Source organism: Schleiferia thermophila (assembly GCF_003337435.1).
Classification (GTDB): Bacteria; Bacteroidota; Bacteroidia; order Flavobacteriales; family Schleiferiaceae; genus Schleiferia; species Schleiferia thermophila.
The window spans coordinates 153,421-175,643 of sequence record NZ_QPJS01000004.1; the positions used below are offsets into that span (position 1 = coordinate 153,421).

13 protein-coding genes are annotated in these 22,223 nt (G+C 41.9%); 2 read left to right on the forward strand and 11 right to left on the reverse strand.

The window, feature by feature from the left end:
- Positions 1-389 precede the first annotated feature (389 nt).
- Both DES35_RS09330 and DES35_RS09335 read right to left on the reverse strand, forming a co-directional pair.
- Positions 390-1,613 (reverse strand): NRAMP family divalent metal transporter, encoded by a 1,224-nt coding sequence (locus tag DES35_RS09330; protein ID WP_114366417.1) that lies wholly within the window; start codon positions 1,611-1,613, stop codon positions 390-392.
- 165 nt (positions 1,614-1,778) lie between these two features.
- Positions 1,779-3,032, reverse strand: coding sequence for an NAD(P)/FAD-dependent oxidoreductase (locus DES35_RS09335; protein ID WP_114366418.1), 1,254 nt, complete (start codon positions 3,030-3,032; stop codon positions 1,779-1,781).
- Positions 3,033-3,353: 321 nt separating this feature from the next.
- Here DES35_RS09335 and DES35_RS09340 point away from each other — a divergent pair, with 321 nt between their 5' ends.
- Positions 3,354-8,201, forward strand: a complete 4,848-nt coding sequence (locus DES35_RS09340; RefSeq protein WP_114366419.1) for a T9SS type A sorting domain-containing protein — start codon at positions 3,354-3,356, stop codon at positions 8,199-8,201.
- A 116-nt stretch (positions 8,202-8,317) separates the two neighbouring features.
- Here DES35_RS09340 and DES35_RS09345 read toward each other — a convergent pair whose 3' ends face one another.
- On the reverse strand, positions 8,318-9,313 hold the full coding sequence (locus DES35_RS09345) for a S41 family peptidase (protein WP_037359000.1): 996 nt from the start codon (positions 9,311-9,313) through the stop codon (positions 8,318-8,320).
- On the reverse strand, positions 9,310-10,272 hold the full coding sequence (locus DES35_RS09350; RefSeq protein WP_147269345.1) for a hypothetical protein: 963 nt from the start codon (positions 10,270-10,272) through the stop codon (positions 9,310-9,312). The genes DES35_RS09345 and DES35_RS09350 overlap by 4 nt, the downstream gene beginning before the upstream one ends.
- Before the next feature lie 104 nt (positions 10,273-10,376).
- On the opposite strand from DES35_RS09350, the gene DES35_RS09355 reads away from it, so the two are divergent.
- Complete coding sequence (locus DES35_RS09355) at positions 10,377-10,877, forward strand: SdpI family protein (RefSeq protein WP_037359006.1); 501 nt, start codon at positions 10,377-10,379, stop codon at positions 10,875-10,877.
- Positions 10,878-10,904: 27 nt separating this feature from the next.
- Here DES35_RS09355 and DES35_RS09360 read toward each other — a convergent pair whose 3' ends face one another.
- From DES35_RS09360 to era, 7 genes are all read right to left on the reverse strand, one after another.
- Positions 10,905-11,999, reverse strand: coding sequence for a glycosyltransferase family 4 protein (locus DES35_RS09360; RefSeq protein ID WP_037359008.1), 1,095 nt, complete (start codon positions 11,997-11,999; stop codon positions 10,905-10,907).
- A gap of 36 nt (positions 12,000-12,035) precedes the next feature.
- A complete protein-coding gene (locus DES35_RS09365) occupies positions 12,036-13,352 on the reverse strand; it encodes a TolC family protein (RefSeq protein WP_114366420.1) in 1,317 nt (438 codons plus the stop codon).
- The gene (locus DES35_RS09370; RefSeq protein ID WP_037359015.1) at positions 13,339-16,410 is read right to left on the reverse strand and encodes an efflux RND transporter permease subunit; all 3,072 of its coding nucleotides are present in this window, start codon (positions 16,408-16,410) and stop codon (positions 13,339-13,341) included. The genes DES35_RS09365 and DES35_RS09370 overlap by 14 nt, the downstream gene beginning before the upstream one ends.
- A 6-nt stretch (positions 16,411-16,416) precedes the next feature.
- Complete coding sequence (locus DES35_RS09375) at positions 16,417-17,496, reverse strand: efflux RND transporter periplasmic adaptor subunit (RefSeq protein ID WP_114366421.1); 1,080 nt, start codon at positions 17,494-17,496, stop codon at positions 16,417-16,419.
- Positions 17,483-17,986 carry a MarR family winged helix-turn-helix transcriptional regulator gene (locus tag DES35_RS09380; protein ID WP_114366422.1) on the reverse strand — a complete coding sequence of 168 codons (504 nt, stop codon included), beginning with the start codon at positions 17,984-17,986 and terminating at the stop codon, positions 17,483-17,485. Before DES35_RS09380 ends, DES35_RS09375 begins: the two co-directional genes overlap by 14 nt.
- A gap of 246 nt (positions 17,987-18,232) precedes the next feature.
- On the reverse strand, positions 18,233-21,133 hold the full coding sequence (locus DES35_RS09385; RefSeq protein ID WP_114366423.1) for a glycoside hydrolase family 3 N-terminal domain-containing protein: 2,901 nt from the start codon (positions 21,131-21,133) through the stop codon (positions 18,233-18,235).
- 198 nt (positions 21,134-21,331) lie between these two features.
- Entirely contained in the window at positions 21,332-22,222 is an 891-nt protein-coding gene (gene era, locus DES35_RS09390; protein ID WP_371851082.1) for a GTPase Era, read from the reverse strand.
- Position 22,223: the final 1 nt, after the last annotated feature.

A 22,223-nucleotide genomic window follows, 5' to 3' on the forward strand; every position in this document is an offset into this window, starting at 1 on the left:
TTACCCGATATTGTAAAAGGTTTAATTAAAATTTGGATGAATTTTCAAATAGTCTGAGAAATAAAAGCATCTATTGTGGAAAGCTCTGTTTCAAAGAAACCATTTATAAAAATAAAACTTCTTTAAGCATAAATGACTGGATATAAAATTTTACGTATTTCGGATATTTAATGTGATATTATTTATATAAAATTCGTTTCTTGTATAGTTTTACTTATGTTATTTATTAAATTAATATTTCAATTTTCAAGACAAAAATAAAAGATGGGTAATCAATATAAAAATATACAATTAGTGGTATTAGAGAGGAAACTTTAAGAAAAAAATTCTATAATTCAGTGTTTAGTTCACACTCAATAAAGTAAATAAAATTATTAAAATGTAGTGTTTCACCGGAATGTAATGAACAGATAGATAATTGTAAAAGCTATTAGGTACAAAAGACCAAGAGATGTGAGTATTTTGTTTATGGAAAAAATCTGTCGGGGAAAAAATCCTATTTGTCTCAGAAGTTGGGTATTGAACCAGGCTAGTACAGGTGCAGTGATAAAACTGATAACAGTGGCCAATGTAACAAGGTCTTTCATATTGGTTTTAAAAAATAAGATCACAACCATTCCACTCGTTGCCACTACCCAAAGAACGAATTCGTTCCAGCGATGAAGATTGCCCTTTCCTCTTGCTATGACGATGCTCTCGGCTATAACCCGAGGATAAGCATCCAAGACAGTAATTACAGTACTGATCATACAGGTGAGGGCAGCTATTTTAATCAAAAGAGAAACAGTAGATCCAAGCGCTACTTCGTACATGGATATCAGTGAGGCAGCAAACCCCACTGCATCTGCAGGCAACTGATTTTCTGTATTATACAAAGAAAAAAATCCTAGCAATAAAAACACCACAGCCAGAAAAGCGGTAGCGATAAATCCAATGTTGAAATCAATTTTAAAGATTTTTCGCGCATCAGGTTGTATTTTAAATTTTTCAACTGACCAGATGCTTTGCCAAATACTAAGGTCTATTGGAGCCGGCATCCAGCCCATTAAAGCAATTAAAAAGGTTATATGCTGGTAATTTCCCCAATCAATTTGGCGCCAGTATGAATGGCTGGGTGCTTGCCAGAGCAATGCCACTGCAACAACAGTAGAAAGGCTAAGTACAGCAATGATCCATTTAATAAGTCGGTCTAATATGGCATATCTTCCACGGATTAAAACGAATAGTGCAATTCCTAAAATAAGTGCAGAGCTCAATCTGATATCTGTTTCAATGCCTAAAACTACATTGAAGATACCGGCAGTCACCAAAGTAACGGCTCCAAGGATACCTGGTACTGTGGTGGCAGCAATACACAAATTTGTGTAAAAGGGCAGCTTCCCGAGTCGATGGTAGCCGATTATCAAAGACTCACCTTTGGCTGCAGCATAATAAGGACCAGCGAAAAAGAAAGGCCACTTCAGCAAGTTGGCCAATACGACCGGCACGATCATCAACAAACCATATTCAGCACCTGCTCGTGTACTCTGAACAAGATGCGATACACCGACAGCAGCACCGGCATAGAGAAGACCGGGACCTAAATTCTTTATTTTAAAATTATTACCTATCATAAATCAAATAGTTTATCCCAATCTTTTACATAATGCGCGGGAAGAGTAAATTTTGTCTAAAATAATTCAATTAGGACATGGACTCTCTTGAGTATTATAGAATTGTGTTTACAAATAAAAAAAGCCACTCATTGAGTGGCTTTTGCTGAGGGTAATTAATAAGATTTAAGCAGTTCCTTTCAATATTTTGTTCCAATACAACCATGGAAGAATATGTTTTTTAAGCATCCACATACTCCACCTTTCTTTAGATTGGTCAAAAGGAAAGGTTTCAATGGGCTGATTGTTGTAATCAAACTCTGCTAAAATAAGCTTGCCATAACCTGTGACCAAAGGACAAGATCCATATCCATTGTATTTATGCACAGGGGATTTTTTTGACATGTAAGTTAAAATATTTCCCACCATTACAGGTACCTGTTTACGTATAGCAGCACCAGTTTTTGCATTTGGAGTATTGGCTGCATCACCACAAGCAAAAACATTCGGATACCTATTATGTTGGAGCGTGTATTTATCTACATCGATCCACCCCAGATATCCATCGGAGAATTGACCAGGTATTTTGGGTGTATCGGCAGGCCAGGCCGTATCTGGTATTGCGAAGGGACTTCGCTTTATAAAATCGGGAGCGCTTTGGGGAGGAGTCACATGGATCATATCAAACGGCTGTTCGACAAGGAAAGATTTTCCATGTTCGTCAGTGGTTTCAAAGATGGCGATTTTTTCATCGCCTTTTATTTCTACCAGGTTGTGCTTATAATGTAGTTTTATTCCATATCGGTTTACCACTTCAAGAAGTGATTTTGCGTATTTTTCAACTCCAAAAATGACTCCTCCACCGGAATAGAAGTGAACATTGGTTCTGGATAAGATGCCGTTTTTTCTAAAATAATCTGAAGCCAGATACATGATTTTCTGAGGAGCCCCTCCACATTTTATTGGAGTATTTGGATTGGTAAAAATTGCATTACCTCTTTTGAAATTGCGAATTGTCTCCCATGTGTATGGAGCATATTGAGGCATATAATTGGTGGTCACTCCATTTTTTCCAAGTGATTCTTTAGCGCCTTTGATCTTGTGCCAATCCAGCTGTATGCCTGGTGTAAGGATAAGCACGTCGTAGGAATATTCGTCACCAGAGGTACATTTGACCACATTGTTATCGGCATCGAAACTTTCAGCAGCATCTTTAATCCAATCAGCTCCTTTTGGCATGCAGTCCTTTTGATCTCGGATAGTTGCTTCCATTTTATACGCTCCACCACCTACCAAAGTCCATGCGGGTTGATAGTAATGTTTTTCTGATGGTTCAATGATGCCGATCTTAAGACCCGGTTTTTTTCTCAGCAACTGTGCAGCCGATGATATACCAGCATTTCCCCCGCCTACCACTAGAATTTCGTAATGCTTGCTCATACTTCTTTTGTATTAATGTTTACGTAAATTTGATATAAATAATACCACAAAACTGTGATTAAAGTCACCTTTTAAGTGATGGAAATTTTGTAATTAACGTTTTCCACACGCGTGTCAATATCATAAGCAATAGCGTTACATCTACTAATAGTATCCAGGCTAGCCATCCGATTAAAAATTAAATTTATCAACAGGTAAAACCACAATATAATTAATGTGGAAACTCCTTTAAAATTCAAAAAAGACACTTTAAACCTGATTGTGGCTTTCCATTTCTATTAAGGAATATATATTTGTTAACTGAAAAGTTCTATCCAGCCAATGAAAAAAGGATTCTTTACGCTACTTTGGTTTTCGTTCATTGTCTCTCAGGCTCAGCCGGTTATCTCCACTGCTTATCTTGAAAATTTCGACAGTGCTACCATTAAAGGGACAACTTATAAAGGTATGGGAACTGGTACTGCAGGGCCAAATTTTCAATGGTCAATCAGCAATCAGCTCCAGGTTTCGACTCCAAATTCTTATACTTCAAAACCGGTAGGAGGAACTCAAGACACTATTTTTTTTGAAACTGATGCTTTTTCTACTGTTGGAAACACCTTTGCCCGCCTGACATTCAAACATATAGCTAAGATATTATTTGTCGATAGAGCTATTCTTCAAATTTCTACGAACAATGGGGCTACCTGGACCACCTTTGTACCAAACAACCCGAATGCCTCCCCTCCTGTCCCGGGAAATGTTGTCTATTTGGGTTTGAGTGAATCTTACAGAACACTTGGGTATTTCAATGATTTATCCTATTCAGGAATAAACATAAACAACAGCACAAACATTTGGGATGGCCCTACAGGGAATACGTTTCCAACCAATAACTGGTGGGTTGAAGAGACTTTTGATATTTCGGCACTGGCATGTGGAACAACTGGATTTCCTCAGGTTAAATTGCGATTTGCCTGTGCTTTTCCCTTTGGCAACGATGGAAATCCCAACCGCCCTTTAAAAGCCGGTTGGTTTCTGGATGATGTCAAAGTAGAAGTTTCTACCTGTGAGCTTTACAACCCTACAGCGACATTCTCTCTTGGAGTATCGCCTCCTTACAACAATCATCCTCTCGCCGGACAATTTGCCCCCGGAAATTACCCCATTGGCATTAGAATTCAGGACAATATACGAGCAGATTCAGCTCTACTATATTACAGGATTAATAATGGTCCATGGCAGTTGAAGTTTATGATTCCAGATGCAAGTATGCCGGTGACCAACCGAGTCTTCAGAGATACCATTTTCAACCTCACAGTAGGCGATACAGTGGATTATTATATCATCGGCAAGGATACATGTAAAAACGAAGTGCGAATGCCGGCAAATGCTCCTGTATCATTTTATACTTTTTGGATTATGCCACCTCCCCCAGGAAAATGTATCCCTGGCTGGCAACCCGGAAACCCGGTAAATCCAAATATTATTTACCCCACGGCTTCCAATCCATGGGTAGAAAGTTTTGAAAGTGCTGACTGGGTGCCAGGTACCGCTGGAGGCGCAGGTACTACCTACAGGGGAACCTTTCCTACCGCAGTAGGGCAAAATTGGTCTGTAACCCCACCCAATAACCAGGCGCCTAACAACTATGCCTGGGCAATCATGGGAGGCAATCAACCTACTCCAAGTCCGGGAACAGGTCCATCAGGAGCTCAAAACGGATCAAAGTATATTTATACCTGGGGAGAGAGAGGTACCACAGGCCAGCAAACCATATTGGAAACTCCATGCATTCAACTTCCATCCGACTCTTGTACAGCTCTGGAATTTTTCTATCACATGTTTGGTACCAACATGGGTTCGTTACGGGTGGATATAGATACCAGCTCGGGAACTACTTCTACGTGGATCAATGGAATTTTTACTATTTCAGGTCAGCAACATTCCTCCAAATCAGCTCCTTACACAAGAGCTGTTGTAAATATTAAGCCTTTCACAGGAAAGTTTGTCAAATTTCGTTTTGTAGCTACTCGCGGAAATGGAATATTATCGGATATTGCAATAGATAATGTAAGAATTTACAATCCTACCACAGACGATGCACGTCTCATGGAGGTGCTAAAACCACAAAACGGATTCTGTGGATATACCTCTACTGAAGATGTTCAGGTACGTGTACAGTCACTGGGTTGCGATACGTTGAAAGCAATTCCCATTGCATTTAGAATCAACAATGGCCCAATTATATGGGATACCATAAAGCAAAACCTGATCACTGCTCAGCAAATTATTTACACCCTCACACCTAAAGCAAATCTCTCAACGCCCAACACGACCTATAATATAAAGGTTTGGGTGGCAGTACCCGGGGATGTAGATAAAACCAATGATACGCTGGATTTAGTGATCTTTCATCCGCCAAGCCATAGCACGTTCCCACTTCTGGTAAATTTTGATGGGACCGGCAATGTCCCTGGAAACTTTTCGGTGCCTGGAAATTACGGTACATTGGCTACCACCGCATGGGAGAGAATACCCAACCCCACTGGAACATCCTTTAATCAATATGCTTGGGGTGTAGGTAAGGGCCTGCCACATCCGATTGAAAATACAGGGCCAATATCGGACTGGTCAAATTATGGAAATTATCTTTTTGCCCGTGGTAACTTTCAATTTGGCAGTCCGGCTACCCTGCAGTCGCTTTGCTTGAATTTTTCCGGGATGACCAATCCGGTTGTTTCATTCTACTACTACATGTATGCACCTGATGTCGACTCGCTGGTAGTAAAATTTTTGGAAGACGGAGGTAATAACTGGATTACACCAACAGGGGGAAGGATAGTGAATACCGGAGCCAATTCACATACCAATCACACGTCTACATGGATTTATCGGGAGTTCAGCATGCAAGCCTTTGCAAATAAATTTGGTAGAATTCAGGTTCAGGCCCACCGTAAAAGTGGAGGCTCGGCTACTTTGGTAGCTATTGATAATCTGTATGTTTACAACAAAATTGCAAACGATGCAGGCATTGAGAACATTCAACCTCCCGGCTTGGGAGTGCCGGCAGGTACTGGACAGTTGCCAACTTTTACGATCAGAAATTTCGGAACGCAGACATTGACCTCAATACCCATCACATATACCATAACTCCTTATTGTGGTAGCGGAGCTGGCACACCAGTGACATACAACGCTACTTGGACAGGAAACCTCGCCCCCAACGCCACGGTGCAGTTTACCCCACAGACTTCTCCGGTATGGCCTACAGGAAGATTTAAAATCTGTGCAACCACCAATCTAACAGGTGATGTCAACACATTTAATAATGAGTATTGCAAGGACGTTACCGGATTTGGCGTACTCCAAGTACCCTACTTTACGAACTTTGATGATTGCAACTGGTCAGATAACGGAATTTTCTCTCAGGGAGGATTACGTCAGTGGGAGTTGGGGACACCCACTAAATCCTCCATAAACGCTGCACAATCAGCCCCCAACGCATGGGTCACTTCACTTTCGAATCCGTACAGAAACAATGCAGAGGAAATTCTCAGATTCCCTCAATTAGCTGGATTTGATACCATCAGATTTCCGGAAATCAGATTTGCTCAGAATTTTTCCTTTAACGATGATGATGCCGGAGTGGTGGAATACGAAACGCCTCAAGGCTGGCAAATTTTAGGTGAATTGCCCTCGGGAGGTTGCAATCAGAATCTCGGTGTCAATTGGTACTGTACTTCACCTAATTTCGGTACAGTCAGCTCGCCGGTTTTCAACGGAAGACCTGCATTTAGCGGAAACTCAGGCGGCTGGATGAACAGTGCTTTTCCACTAAACATGTTTAACTTTAATCCTGCCCCATTGAATCTTAGGTTCCGATTCAGGTCCAATGCTACTGGAACTGGCCAAGGATGGGCGATAGATAACTTCCAGATCTATGTACCTCCCCAAAATAGTGCGGCACCTGTCAATGTGACTACTGTGACTCCTCTGATAGTACCCGGTATAAACAACCAGTTTGTAGTAACCATTCAGAATACAGGAGCTAAAAGATTGGATAGCTGTGAGGTACGAGTAAAAATTGGCAACAATGTAGGGCCCTGGGAGAAAGTTATTTTCCCTGGCAATGGTCTAGAAGTAGATCAGACATTTAACTACACATATCAGGACCTTTGGATCAATCCAACTTCAGGTGCTCATAATGTGTGTGCAGAAACCAGACTTCCCAATGGAAAGGCAGACAATCAGCCTTCAGATGACGAATTTTGCAAAACAATTGTTGTACTCCAAGAACTCAACATTGTTCAGGCTCCGGATTCATCTTTTTGCAACAATTTTGAAGGTCCAGGGGAGCCGAGCTGGGCAACCTACAATGCATTTACCTATGGAAATGGTACTACCATATGGGAATTCGGTACACCTAACAATCCTCCCATTGTTGGTGCTTATTCTGGTACAAATGCATGGATGACAAGATTAAACCAAAACTATAGAGACAGAGATAGCTCAGCTTTGTTTACACCTGTATTTCTGGTTGATTCAAATTTGGCTTACGAAATTAGCTTTATGCATTATTTTGTAACCGAAAAATTCCATGACGGAGGTATTGTAGAAGTATCAATGGACGGTGGTAATTCCTGGAAGCCAGTGGGTGGATTTAAACCACAGTCTTCCTGGTTCAATCAACCATACATCACTGGTTTGGAACTTATCAACCCTGGCTTTACTGGTAATTCCGGTGGTTGGGTTGAAGCGAAAACCACATTTAATTTCCAATTTTCTGGTAAAGCGATTTTTAGATTCAGATTTGGAAGTGATCAGAATATAAATGCTCCCGGATGGGCCATAGATGATTTTTGTCTTAAGGTGACCAGTAAAAGACCTGAATTTTTTATCGGACTGGAAGATCGCGTCATCGATATAGCAGTAGTCGGAGAATTGTATCCCAATCCTGCATCACAGTTGGCTAATGTACCGGTTTATTTACCTAAATCCGGTCAGGTGCATGTTGCAGTGTACAATCTAGCAGGGCAGAAGGTTGTTGATTTTTCAGAACACTATTTTGAAGGTAGAGCAGATGTGCCTATCGGACTGGCAGGCCTTAGAGACGGTACATATGTGGTAAAAATTCATATAGAGGGTACTGAACATACACGAAAATTGGTAGTAAAGTCCAACAGATAAAAACCATCAACTATAAAGCCGTTGCATTTTTTGATGCGACGGCTTTTTGTTTTTAAAGCTTAAAACCTGTTTTTATACTCTGAAAAATGAGCTGACTGTCAATGAAAAGAATCAGCTTAGAGCAGTTCCTGAAGTGCTCTTTGGATTATTTCGTCTGTAGTCAGGTCGCTCCAGTCAAAAGCTACTTGGATCTGTGGGGGTACGCCGTCTTCAGCATAATTATTTCCCTTAAGATCAAGAAGTTGACTTATTGAAAATCGGTATCTCCATCCATTGGGGAGTTGTCCTCCGTTCGGTAAACCTCCACCACCACCGGTAGTATCTCCCACAAGAGTCACATTTGGCAAGGCAAGTGTTAGCACAGCACAAAATGTGGTGGCACTGTACGAACCCCTGTCAATTAATATCATTACCGGTTTTAGATATTGAACCTTGCCGGAAGGAGTCAAGAAAAAGTTTTCTTTTGGCCCGAATTGATCGTGTGCTGGCCCATTTCGTGTAATGGTATATCCAGCCAGAGTTTTTTCTTCAGTAAAACGGCTTAAAAGTTTGGTCACATTGAAAATATTACCTCCTCCATTAGCTCTAAGGTCAATGATCAGACCTTTTGTATCCCTGTATCGTTGGAGAACGAAGTCCCATTGTGCATTGGTAAAATCGTTCAGAAAACTCGAATACCGAATATATCCTACTGCTCCGTCGGCTAAAAAGTCATGCAGAAATGGTCCCGTAGACCATGCATTGGGGATGTAGTGTTCAAGAACTGTACGTCTGTTAAAATTTTCCGGGTGGCGAAGTGCTACATTATATCGCGAAACATTAAAAGGTGCAATCAAATTGGTGTGATCGTCACGAAGGGTGTTGAGCATTTGTGATAATACATCGAAAAGTTCAAACTCTGTACTTTGAGAAGAGAGTTTAGGTTTTAAGGTATCGTAAACGGTTTTCCAGTCAATATTTTTAAGCTGAAAATACGAATATTTTTTATCTACTTCCGTCCATAAATACTCAAAATTAACCAAAGGATCAGTAGTTGCAAGGTCTTTTTCAAACAGTACTTTTTCGCACGCAAGAAGTGTAAAAAGGCTGAAAAGAGCAAAAGTCTGCTTCATAGTTGTTTGATTTTTCTTTCGAAATAATACGAAAATCCCATCCGATGAACGGCCATCTGGAAAGCTTCAAACTGACCGGGTGCATGGGCCGCATCCCAATGATAAAAAAGCGAAAAAGCATTTCCGTTGTACAAATACCAAAGCCATTCGAGCCGGGTTTGTAATCGCCAGCCATTCATATTCCAGCGATAATTTTGTAATGCCCAGTTCAGTGGGCTAGTTTCCGTGCCGATGATTTCTCCATCGTAAGCATAGGCATAGCCGGGGCGGTAGTTAAAATTCAGAATTCCTGAATTTATCTGTACATGTAGCTCACGTCTTCTGGCGGGCAGCATAAATTTGAATAGATAGAAGTTGAGCTTTTTGTCTTTTAACCGGCTGAAATCCCTGACCAACGAGGCAGCAATCATCAAATTGGCTATATTCTCAAGTCCGAGAGCATTGTTAAAGAGTCCTTGATTCACTCGAATGTTTTGTGTAGAATTAAATGCAGGACCCACTTTAATTCTGAATTGGTCGTTTGAAATTTTTCTAATGAAGAAAAGATGGTGATAATACAGATTTATTGTGTTGAAAACACTAAATCCTCCTGACTGCAATACATCGCTGTTTGGTACAGAGGCAAAGGTTGAAAAAATACCGAAGCTAAGTTCGAGTCTCTCATCAGTACGTCCGGACCGATACAGGGCATTGGTAGAAACTGATAGTCCGGGGCCATTGTAGAAGAGTGGTGAAGTAGCAAAGTCTCTGAAAGTAGCTAAACTGAAGGCCATTTGTCCTGAAAAATACATACGTCCGGAGCCGTCATCAAATGCCCCAGAAGGAGGAAAGTGTGCCGCTTGCTGAGCCTGAACACCCAAATAAGAAGCAGTAAAAACCAGATGCAGAATGCGATGAAACATGGCAAATTTTTGTAAATTTAAAAAGTTGAACGGCGATTTAAATGCAATTATCTGCATATTTTAATATGTATCAGAGTTTCTGGTCACTCATTAATAAAAATGAACGAATTTCATCGATACATTTCAAGCACACATATGAACTTGTTGATAGATAGAATCTAATGAAAAGACCAGTTTTAAAACTTACACCTAAACCGATGGATTACATCATTCAATTGATAACCTGGTGTTTTCTGTTATTTCTTTGGAGTTTGTTTTTTTATTATTATGGGATTTTACCTGATGAAATTCCGGTTCACTTTGATTTTGGGGGTCATCCTGACCAGTATGGTTCCAAGGCTATTTTAATAAGTCTTCCACTTTTAGCTACGCTTTTAGTTGCAGGCATTTCTGTATTGGTTCGATTTCCGCATTATTTCAATTATTTGGTAGAAATTACACAGGAGAATGCGCGGATTCAATACACTTATGCTACTCGATTGCTCCGGTTTATAAGTCTTTTACTTGCACTGTTGTTTACTGCTATTTTTTATGAGGTTATTTATGTTTCGCTGTACCGACAAGCCTTTTTTGGTTGGATTATATTGGTTGTAGTCCTAGGTTTGTTGCTTGCAATGATGATAGTGTACTTCATCAATGCAAGTAAGGATCCGACAAACTAAAATTTCTAAGCACTCTATAAAAGGTGTTTATAAAATTTTCCTGTAGAAATGCTCCCAATGGTGGCGGATAATTTCTGGTCTGAAGTTTTCTGCATGGCTTTTGGCTCGTTTGTGTAGCTCGGAAAGAAGAGTTTTGTCGTTCCACAGTTGAAGTATCAGGTCGGCCAGTTGTTCGGGTGAGCCATCTGTTTGTAATTCTGGGAGTCCGGAAGATTCTGTGAGACAGGGTGATGGCCCGGTTATACAGGCGCGCCCGGCAGCAGCAGATTCCAAAGGAGGTAGTCCAAATCCCTCTGCTACTGATGGATATACCGTAAATTCTGAGTGGTAATACCAGGCGGCTATCTCCGCAGGTCTGCTTGCAGTGGTATGAAAAAGTAGATTTTTTTGGCTGAGGCGGCTGAGCAAAGGCTGAACCTTGTGTTTGTACTTCTTTTTTATCCGGCCAATCAATACAAGCGGAACCCTGGTTTTTTCAACAGCATTTAACAGAGATAGGGTATTTTTTCGAGGCTCAATGGTCCCCACACATAGAATGAAGTTTTTGTAAGGCGGTTTTATCAGTGATTGACAATTTTCTGCTGAGAAATATTCCGGATGTACACTTTGATACATCACTGTACAACGGGACCGGTCTATGATGTAGTGTTGGCAGAGCTGATCCAATGTTTCCTGACTGATGCATACAATTTGGTGTGCTGATGCAATGGCCCGCTTCAACTTATAGTCATGCATCCAGCGGTCGAATGCAGTGTAGTCATTCGGACGGGTTCGAAACAGAACATCGTGAATGGTCACTACCACTTTCCCTTTGAAATGTCGGATATCAGCAGGCAATTCGGCCGACAATCCATGAAAGATGTCTGCTTTCACCCGTTGAGCTACTCTTCCCAGGCCAAACCTTCGCCACGCTAATGGTGCAAGTTGCCATAAGCCTTTTGGCAAAATTGTTTGGATTTTTTCAGTCTTAAGCCTTGTATCTGAGATTTTTATGGAAGGAGTAAGGGCAAAAATTTCTTGTACATCGGGTAATGAAGCTGTCATTGCCAGATGATTGCGTGCATAGCTGCCCAAGCCTGTAGTATTTACATAAGCTCTTTTGGCCTCAAAAGCGATCGTCATATTACATGTTGGATGTGCGGTAGCGATGTATCAATATCAGATAGGGAGGTTTTCTGTAATTTGACCGGTATAGAGCATTAATTCCAGGTAGGAAATAAGGCTTTGCAGATAGGATCGCTCCAATCTTAGTTTGGCATTGAGCAGAGAGGTTTGGGCGTTTCTGTATTCGAGATCGCTTATTTTTCCCTCAATATATTGTTGTTCAGCTATTTGAGCCTGTAGAGCTACAGATTCCTGGTTTTCAGTCTCAAGATTATACACAGCCAGATTCACGGATAGTTGATGGTATGCGTTTTCAAAAATTTCGCGAAGCTGAAATTCCAAATTTTTTATTTCCAGAGCAGCGTTTTCTGTTTCCAGTTGCATAGCTTTACGTCGGTTTCGGTCGGCCATACCATTAAAGAGGTTCCAGCGGAAAAAGATACCTGTATTGGAGCCATTGCTAATAAGCGATTTCAGGACACCGATTTCATTTTGCTGACGGTTGATACTGTATTCGCCGAATACGCCAATCTGTGGTAAAAAGTCAGCAAGCTGAGCTTTTTCTGCTTGTTTGGATTGACTTAGTCGCAGGCGTGCCATGGTGAGCTCAGTATTTTGAGTATAAAGCTGTTCTAGCCAGGTAACCTTAGGAGGAAGTTCGAGCAATGGGAAGGTCGCGGGGTCAATTTCGTTGGGCATAAAAGGCTCACCTGTAAGCCGTGCGATGTGATTTTGAAATTGCTGGAGGGTAAGCTGCTCCCGCAGGTAGGTTGCACTGTCCTGGTTGAAGTCTTGTTCAGCGAGGAGCAAGTCAAGTCGGGATACTTTGCCGGATTGGAATTTGGCTCTGGTCAGATGTAGTCTGTTTTTGCTAAGCTGAAGGTTTTGTGCAGAATGAAGCAGAATGTTGCGCTGAATCAGATAGCTATAGTATGTGGTGATCAATTCGAAAAGTGAATTTTCCACGGCTGCTCTGAGAGAAGCATCAGCAAGGAGTTCTTGCAGTTTGAGATTGTTTTTGAGAGCAAACATTCTCAGACCGTCAAATACCAGCCATTCAAGTCTGGCGTTGCTGTTAATGCCCTGGCTTCTGGCATTTTCGGCTGAGCTTTTTTGGCCTGAAAAAAATTCGAGGTCGGTGTTTTGAATGCTTTGGTTGGCACCGGCCACAATATCAACTACAGGTAGCATGCCTGCTTGTCCGGGATTGTTGAGCAGATCAGCTATTTTCAGGTTGTTTCTGGCTATTTGAATCCCTGGGTGATTGGTAAGCACTTTTTCCATCAATTGGCGAAGCTCCTCTTTTTGAGCATTTAGGGATAATGTCAGAAAAAATGCCAAAAGGATAGTGCCGGGTTTAAAGGTTTTCATTGTTCTTTTTACCGGTGAGTATGAGATATAAAGATGGAATGACAAATAGTGTGAGGACCAACGAAAACAGCAATCCACCAATGACTACTACCCCCATAGGAATTCGCGAAGTTGCACCGCTGCCAAGTGCAAATGCAATGGGCACTGCACCTAGAATTGTTGCCATCGAAGTCATTAGAATTGGGCGAAGACGTTGAACAGAGGCTTCGAGCACTGCTTTTTTGATGCTTTTGCCTTGGAGTTTCTTTTGATTGGCAAATTCTACGATAAGAATGCCATTTTTGGTGACGATTCCAATGAGTACTATTATTCCAATCTGACTGAAAATATTGATGGTATGACCGGTGATGTAAAGCGAGAGCACAGCTCCTGTAATGGCGAGGGGCACTGTAAGCATGATGATCAGTGGGTCGCGAAAACTTTCAAACTGTGCAGCCAATACTAAATATACCAGTAACAAAGCAAAAATGAAAGCAAAATTGAGACTTCCGCTGCTTTCTTCAAACTCTTTAGAAGGACCTGCCAGCGTATAGGTAAAGGTATCGTCCAGAACTTCACGTCCGATTTTTTTCATTGCCTCAATGCCTTGACCCAGGGTAACGCCTGGGGCGGGATTGGCAGATACCGTGGCTGATACATATCTGTTGAAGCGGTACAATACCGGTGGCGATGCATTTTCTTCGTAACTGATAAGATTTGACAGAGGTATGAGTTGGTCTCGGTTGTTCCGCACATATACCTTTTCAAAATCGGATGGTTCATCGCGATACAAGCGGTCTGCTTGTCCGATGACCTGATATTGACGGTTGTTCATTATAAAATATCCGAATCGCTGACCGGTAAACATGAGCTGTAGGGTTTGGGCAATGTCGGCAATGGAGACACCAAGCGTGGCAGCTCTTTCGCGGTTGATGGATATGTTCATCTCCGGCTTGTTGAATTTCAGATTGACATCTACAAACTGAAACATTCCAGAGGAGTTGGCTTTTTCTATAAATTCCGGTAATACCTCTGTCAATCGCTCAAAGTTTGGCGCTTGTATCACGTATTGAACGGGAAGTGAAGTGAATCTGTTACCCCCAATTGTCTGGTCCTGAGCTACAAAAGCTCTTGCAAAATTGTATCGTTTGAGGTGTTGGCTTAGCTCGTCCGCCAGTTGTTGTTGAGATTTTGTTCGTTTCGAAGGGTCTTTGAGTGTAAGTCTAACAAAGCCTGAATTGACTGAAATAGAGGCACCAAATCCAGGAGAGGTAACACAGAGTAAGTGTTCCTTTTCAGAGAGTGTATCTGTAAGTTCTATAAGGTCTGTCATGTACTCAAACATGCTTTCATAGGAGGTTCCTTCAGGCGCTGTGGCGATGATTCGAAGCCTGCTTTTATCTTCAAGTGGTGCCAGTTCCGTAGGGGTTTTTGAGCCGATCCATACAATGAGTACTAAACTGACTATCAAAATGGCTATGGAGATAGCGGGTTTGTTTAAAAATTTGCCTAATAAATATTGATAGCGTCTGTTCAGCGAAACAAAAAAAGCTTCGGAAACCTTGTAAAATTGAGATTCACTTTGTCTTCGTCTCAGCAACCGGGAGCTGAGCATGGGTGTGAGGGTGAGGGAAATAAAGGTGGAAATGATGACCGCACCTGATACCACAATGGCAAATTCACGGAAAAGTTTACCAGTGATGCCCTGCAGGAAAACAATGGGCATGAATACTGCTACAAGTGTGACAGTGGTCGAGATAATGGCGAAAAAAATCTCAGCGGCACCTTTATGGGCAGCTTTGATGGGTTTATCTCCTTTTTCAATCTTGGCATAAATGTTTTCCATCATCACAATGGCATCGTCCACAACCAAACCGGTAGCCAGCACAATGCCTAACAGAGTGAGAATGTTGATGGTGTAATCGAATATATAAATAACAAAGAAAGTCCCTATCAGGGATACCGGGATAGCAATGATGGGGATAAATGTGGTGCGCCAGTTTCTCAAAAACAAATATATGACCAATACTACCAACAAGAAGGCAATAATGATGGTGTTTTGCACTTCCTTTATCGCTTTTCGGACAGGAACGGTACTGTCGAAGGCGATGCCAAGTTTCAGATCATCCGGGAGTTCCTTACTTATTTTTTCAACTTTTTCATAAACTCTGTCGGCCAGTTCGATTACATTTACTCCTGGTTGAGGTGTAATGGCAACACCAATCATGGGCTGCCCTCCATTGCCTCTGAGTAAGGAACGTTCGTTTTCAGGCCTGAGTTCGGCTACTCCAATATCTCTTAAACGTACAATCCGGCTGTTTCTTTCAACGATTATCAGGTCGTTAAATTCTTCGGTGGTGGTCAGTCTGCCCATGGTTTTTACGGAGAGTTCTGTGCGAAACCCTTCAACTCTTCCTGCAGGAATTTCTACGTTTTGCCTGCTGAGCGCTGATTGGATGTCTTGTGGAGTTATGCCGTAGTGAGCCATTTTGAGCGGATCGAGAGTCAGTTTCATGGAGTATCTTTTCTCACCCCAGATGTTTATTTCGCTCACTCCGGGAATGTTTTGGAGTCGTTCTTTGAAGATGTTGATACCTATATCTGTGAGCTCAAGCAGATTGCGCTTGTCGCTTTGTACAGTAATGGAAACTACAGGATCGGCATTGGCATCTGATTTTACTACTATTGGTGGGTCGCAGTCAGCCGGTAGCCTTCGTATCGCTCTGGATACTCTGTCGCGCACATCATTAGCAGCATCTTCCAGGGATACTTCCAGGTCAAATTCGACACTTATGGTACTTCGGCCTTCACTACTTGTAGATGTGATGGATTTGATTCCGGAGATGCCATTAATAGATTCCTCCAACGGATCGGTAATTTGGGATTCAATTACCTCGGCATTAGCTCCGGGATAATTTGTAGTGACCGTAACAACCGGCGGATCTACCGAAGGTAGCTCTCTGACACCAAGAAAGGTGAAACTGATAGCACCAAACAGTACAACGATCAGCGTCATCACGGTGGCCAGTACCGGCCTTTCTATACTTAGGGAAGAAAGGGACCTTTTCTGTTGACTCATCGCTTGTTATGAAGGTTCGTAAAGAGCTATTTGTTTGGCTGTCTTCACAGGCATTCCTGGCCTGAGCTGCAGGATTCCTGAGGCAATCACAGTATCTCCTTCGTTGATTCCCCTGAGTACTTCCACATATACCGCATCTCTCTTACCCAGATCCACCACATTTGGTTTTACTATACCCCTGTCAATGGTGTAAATGACCAGCCTGCCCAGTTGTGGTACCACACAATCAGCAGGTACTTTGACTACATCCCTGTAACCCGAAGCTTTTACTCGGGCCTTAACAAATGCACCGGGTCTGAGAAATGCAGGTGGATTATCGATTCGAGCTCTGATTTTAGAGGAGCGGGTGGCACGATTGACTACTGGCTCTATGGCGTATACTACTGCTAAAGTACTGTCAGGGCTCACTTCAGAAAACAAGCTGATTTTATCGCCTTCTTTTACCATACCACTTAGTCGCTCAGGCAGGTCAATATCAATTTTTAAAGGATTGGTCTGCCATAGCTGCAGTAGGGGCTGTTGATTGGTCACAAATGCACCAGGGCTTAAGTCTCTCATTCCTGTAATACCAGTAAAGGGAGCCCTTACCGAATGCTTTTCAATCAGAAGGGCTGCTGCTATTCTATCTGCTTTGAGCTGTTGATACCGGCTTTTGGTAGTTTCATACTCTTCAGTGCTGATACCCCCTGTAGCAATCAACGATTCGGCTCTTCGAAAGGCTCGTTCGGCTTGCTCAAGCTGAGCATCGATGGCCTGAAGTCTGGACTGTGATTCTCTGGCATCGAGCTGAATGAGCAAATCTCCCTTTTTCACAGTCTTTCCTTCCTGAAAGTGAATAGAAGTGACAATACCGGCCACTTCAGAAGTGATGGTAACTGCCTCATATGGGAGTATTTCAGCGTTTATTGTGTACTCTTCAGCCGATTTTTCGATTTTGGCCATGAAATAATCTACAGCCAGTACAGGGGAATTATCTGACTTTTGGCTTTCCTTTCTGGTTTGACAACCAAAATTCATTAGCAGAGCCAGCATAGACATTAAGTTCAACAGACGTATCCCGATGTAAGCTGATTTATTCTTCTGCATAGGAAAGGTTAGCTTTTCTGGATTTTTCTTGTTTGTAATTTATTTTTATAGATACTCTTGGCTCTTTTTCTACATTTTCTATTATTCTTTCTAATACTTTGAAAAATGTTTCTTTTTCTTCTTCAGAAATTCCCTTCAGGCAGATGGAGTTCATTGCTTTGTACGTTTTCTTTATTTCAGGGATTACTTTCTCTCCTTTTGGAGTGATGTAGAGGTATAGCGATCTGCGGTCTTCGGGATTTACCTCTCGTCTTACATAGCCTATTTTACAAAAATGGTCTACTACTCTGAAAGTAGTGACTTTATCGGTTTGAAGAATGTCAGCCAATTGCTGCTGAGTGATCTCAGGCTGGTGGTCGTGAATGGTGATCAGGGTGTAATAGTAGCGATCGATTTCCAGCGTGTTTAACTTCTTCGACACTGCACCAATGTATAGTTTGGTGAGGTAAGCGAAATTAACGGCTAATGGTTGGTTGGGGTCGATTTTCATAGTTTTGGATTATTATTTAGAGATTTTTAGTTACTATATTAATGGTGCAAATTTAAATATCTGTACATACAAATATGAGGCTTACCAGGTATGTGTGTTTGAGCTTCAATATATTGACAATGTTATTTGAAAGTTAAAATTTTAATCTATCCATTTAACGTTTTTAAATATTATTCTTTCAAAAAAAATTATCCTATTTATATTACAAATTATGATTTTGTTGAAATGCTCTCGATCCAATGAAAATTACTGTTTTAAAGCATCGTAAATAACCTGTTGGATTCGTGTTCTGTAGGCTCCTCTAAGCAGCTTTTCATTAGTAGCATCAGGATGTACCCTGTTAGACAAGAAGATGTATACAATCTTTTCTTCTGGATCTGCCCATGCCAATGTGCCGGTAAAGCCGGTATGGCCGAAACTTTCAAAGGACAAACAGCCGCACGTAGGCCCTTGCCCGGATAGTTGTGGCTTGTCAAAGCCGATGCCCCTTCTGTTTCCCTCTGCGCAATATTGACAGCGGATAAACTCTTTTATCACCAATGAGTCAAAAATTTGATGGTTGGCATAGATGCCTCCGTTGGTATAAAGCAGCATCATGCGAGCCAGATCAACTGCATTTCCAAACAGTCCTGCATGGCCTGCTACACCGCCGAGCATCGCAGCGCCCTGGTCGTGCACATACCCTTGGATCAGTTGATTTCTGAAGCTCTGATCCCATTCGGTAGGGGCGATTCGATGGCGATCGAATTTAGTTAAGGGGTTGAAGGACAGTGTATTTGCTCCAATTTTTTGGTATACATTAGCATAGAGCCATTGGTCGAGAGTCTGGTTGGATGTCTGTTCAAAAATTTCTTTAAGCAGGTAATATCCAAGGTCGCTGTAGAGGTATTTCCCATGTTCACCAAGGGGTGATTCGAAAATTTTTTTCAATATAGTGTCCTTGTAATTTCTTGAGATAAACATGCTATCAGCTACTTGATATGGGTATTCAAAAGTTCGCACAGTCGAATACACTCCCGGTCTCCATACCTTTTGACTTACAGTAGCTTGATAAAAGGGTATCCATGCTTGCAGCCCGGCTCTGTGTGTCAAAATATCGCGTATGGCAAGGTGTTCTTTATTGGTGCCTCTGGATTGAGGAAGATAATCACCGATTTTGCCGTCGAGTGAGATTTTTCCGATCTGTACTAAATGCATGATGGCAGGCACAGATGCTGCTATTTTAGTAACTGATGCCAGATCGTATAGGGTTTCGGGCGATACAGGTGGGCTACCTTTTGAATACGTTAGATTGCCAAATGTTTTGTAATATACAATCTGTCCGTTTCTTGCTACCAGCACCTGACACCCGGGGTAGGCGCCATATCCTATTCCGTCTAATGCAATTTTATCTATCGAATATAGTAAACTTTGATTAAACCCTGCAATGTTGGGTGTGGCAAATCCTATCACGGGATAGGAGGGTGTTTGGAGTCCATAGCCCATAGGAAAATCAGGGAGAATACGCACAGGCAATGTTCCGGAAAAGGAACTGTGTCCAAATACTTGGTTGAGTAAGGCCATGCCGGTTTCAAGGTTGTTTTGATAGGTGACTACGACGGCTGAGGTATGTTTCAGAGCTTCATTGTTCATCAGGTCATAGGGATTGCCCATGTGAATCCAAATAACAGGATTTTGCAGACTGGCCAATGTAATAAACCGGTTAAGCGATTCAGGGACTTTAATTTTTACCCAGGGATTTTTGCCGGAGGGAGCTGTGAGGATAAAAACATATTCGTATCTCCAGAGGGTATTTAAGATATACAATGTTGAAGAAGAGTCAAATTGCTTAACTTCTGTTGGCAAAATAGTATTAAAGTAAGTGAGCATCACAGAGTCTGGCTCCCCGCTGGTCAACATCAGAGCTTTACCTTTGTAAGGAGGTAGAATTGGAAGTGTCTTTCCGCGATTGATCAGCAATGTGTTGGCTTTGATAGCCGTTTTAAAGCGAATGTTATCAATTTCTTTTGAATTAAGGTCCTGGTCCAATTGCTCTGTTGGTACAGGTTTGTAATCATGAAGTCCCATCCAATACTTGGCCTGAAGTATTTTTTTGACCTTTTGGTTGAGAACTTCTTGTGGCAGTTTACCACTTTCGATGGCGGCTTTGATGGCAGCAACACCAGCAGGGACATTTTCAGACATTAGCAGTACATCTACTCCGGCCAGTAGAGCAGTGAGGTCGATGTTTTCACGGAGGCGGGCAGACGTAGCACCCTTCATATTCAATGCGTCAGTAAAGACCAACCCGTCGAATCCCATTTGCTTAATCAGCAAGTCATTAATCACCTTCGTGGAAAGAGAGCTGGGCGTGCCTGAATCGTCGAGTGAAGGGATGTTGAGGTGAGCTACCATTATGGAGCCAATCCCGGCATTGGCTAATTGGACGAAAGGACTTAGTTCAGTTGATTTTATTCGGTCAGCTGACTGTATTACAGTAGGCAAGGTAAGATGGCTATCGTCTTTAGTGTCGCCATGTCCGGGAAAGTGCTTGGCACAGGCCAGGATTCTGAGTCGCTGTTGCCCGTGGGCATATGCCTGTGCCAACATTGCTACCTGTGCAGGATCTTCTCCAAAAGAGCGGGCATTTATGATGGGATTATAAGGGTTGGTGTTCAGATCTGCTACCGGGCCAAAATTGATGTGCACCCCTAATCTTCGGCATTGTCTGGCAATTTCGCGTCCCACTTCGAAGGCTATAAGGGTGTCAGCAGTGGCGCCAATGGTCATTGCCCATGGCAGTGCTGACAGAGTTTTCAGACGCATAGCAGCACCCCACTCAGCATCCATTGCTACCATCAGAGGGATTTTGGAAATCTGTTGAAGCGCATTGGTCATTTCGACTTGTTTCACCGGTGTTCCTTGAAAAAAAATGAGACCACCGATATGATATTTCTCAATCATCTGCCGGAGCTCTTTGAAGTGTTTCTCATCTTTGTTGCTGTAAGCAGCTACCATATAGAGCTGACCAATCTTTTGCTCCAGACTCATACTGTTCAATACACTATCGGCCCAGCGCTGATCTTCGTACCAGAAAACAGCTTTTGGATGCTGGGCCTTGGCCGTTAGCAGAAATAACCAAATAAAAAGTTGAGCTCTGATGTACATGGAAAACTCTTGGATGCCAGACAAATCAACTGATTAACGTGCTAAATATTTTAAAAGAAAAAAAATTTTTTTCAAAATGCTTTTGTTACATACTTATCCCTTCTTTTGCTTTTAGACGCTCTTGGGAAATCATGAATTTGGACTGGTAATTTAAGTCGTTTGTAAATGATCGTTACTCCGTTTTGATATGTTAATCTCTTATCTGTATCCGTATTTTTTTACTTTTTTTTCATCGCGTCTCCAGTCAGGATCTACTTTTACATACAATTCGAGAAAGATTTTTTTTCTGAAGAAGTTTTCCAACGATAGACGAGCTTCCGTACCTGTTTTTTTAAGAGCTTTTCCTCCTTTACCAATGATAATAGACTTTTGAGTGTCGCGCTCGGTTACGATTACAGCCCGTATCCGAATAATTTGCTCTTCTTCTTTGAATTCCTCTACGTACACTTCCACGGCATACGGAATTTCCTCCTTATAATGAAGTAAAATTTTTTCTCTGATGATCTCTGATACAATAAATCTTTCCGATTTATCAGTTAACTGATCTGTGTCAAAGTAGGGGGGATGCTCAGGAAGTAGCTCAACCAATCGGTTTTTTAATTCTATGACATTAAATCCATGTAAGGCAGAGAGCAGCCATACTTCGGCTCCCGGCACGGTAGTTTTCCAGTATTGGTACTCGGTAAGTGCCAGTTCCTGGCTGATGGTATCAATTTTATTAATTCCGATGATCAGAGGTACTTTCAGCTGAACGATTTGATTGAAAAGATTTTTATTGTTTGGTTCTCTTTCACCAGGAACGGCCAGATACAGGGCAATGTCAGCATCTTCAAGGGCTTCTTTTATGGTATTCATCATTGTTTCCTGCAGGGCATATTTGGGCTCAATGATACCCGGTGTGTCTGAAAATATCAGCTGGACCCCAGGTTCATTGAGAATACCTAACATGCGTGTCCTTGTGGTTTGTGCTTTAGGGGTTACAATGGCCAATTGCTCCCCGAGCATAGCATTGAGTAGGGTGGATTTACCAGCATTCGGATTGCCGAAAATATTAACGTAGCCGGCTTTAAACGGAATGGATTCTTTCACT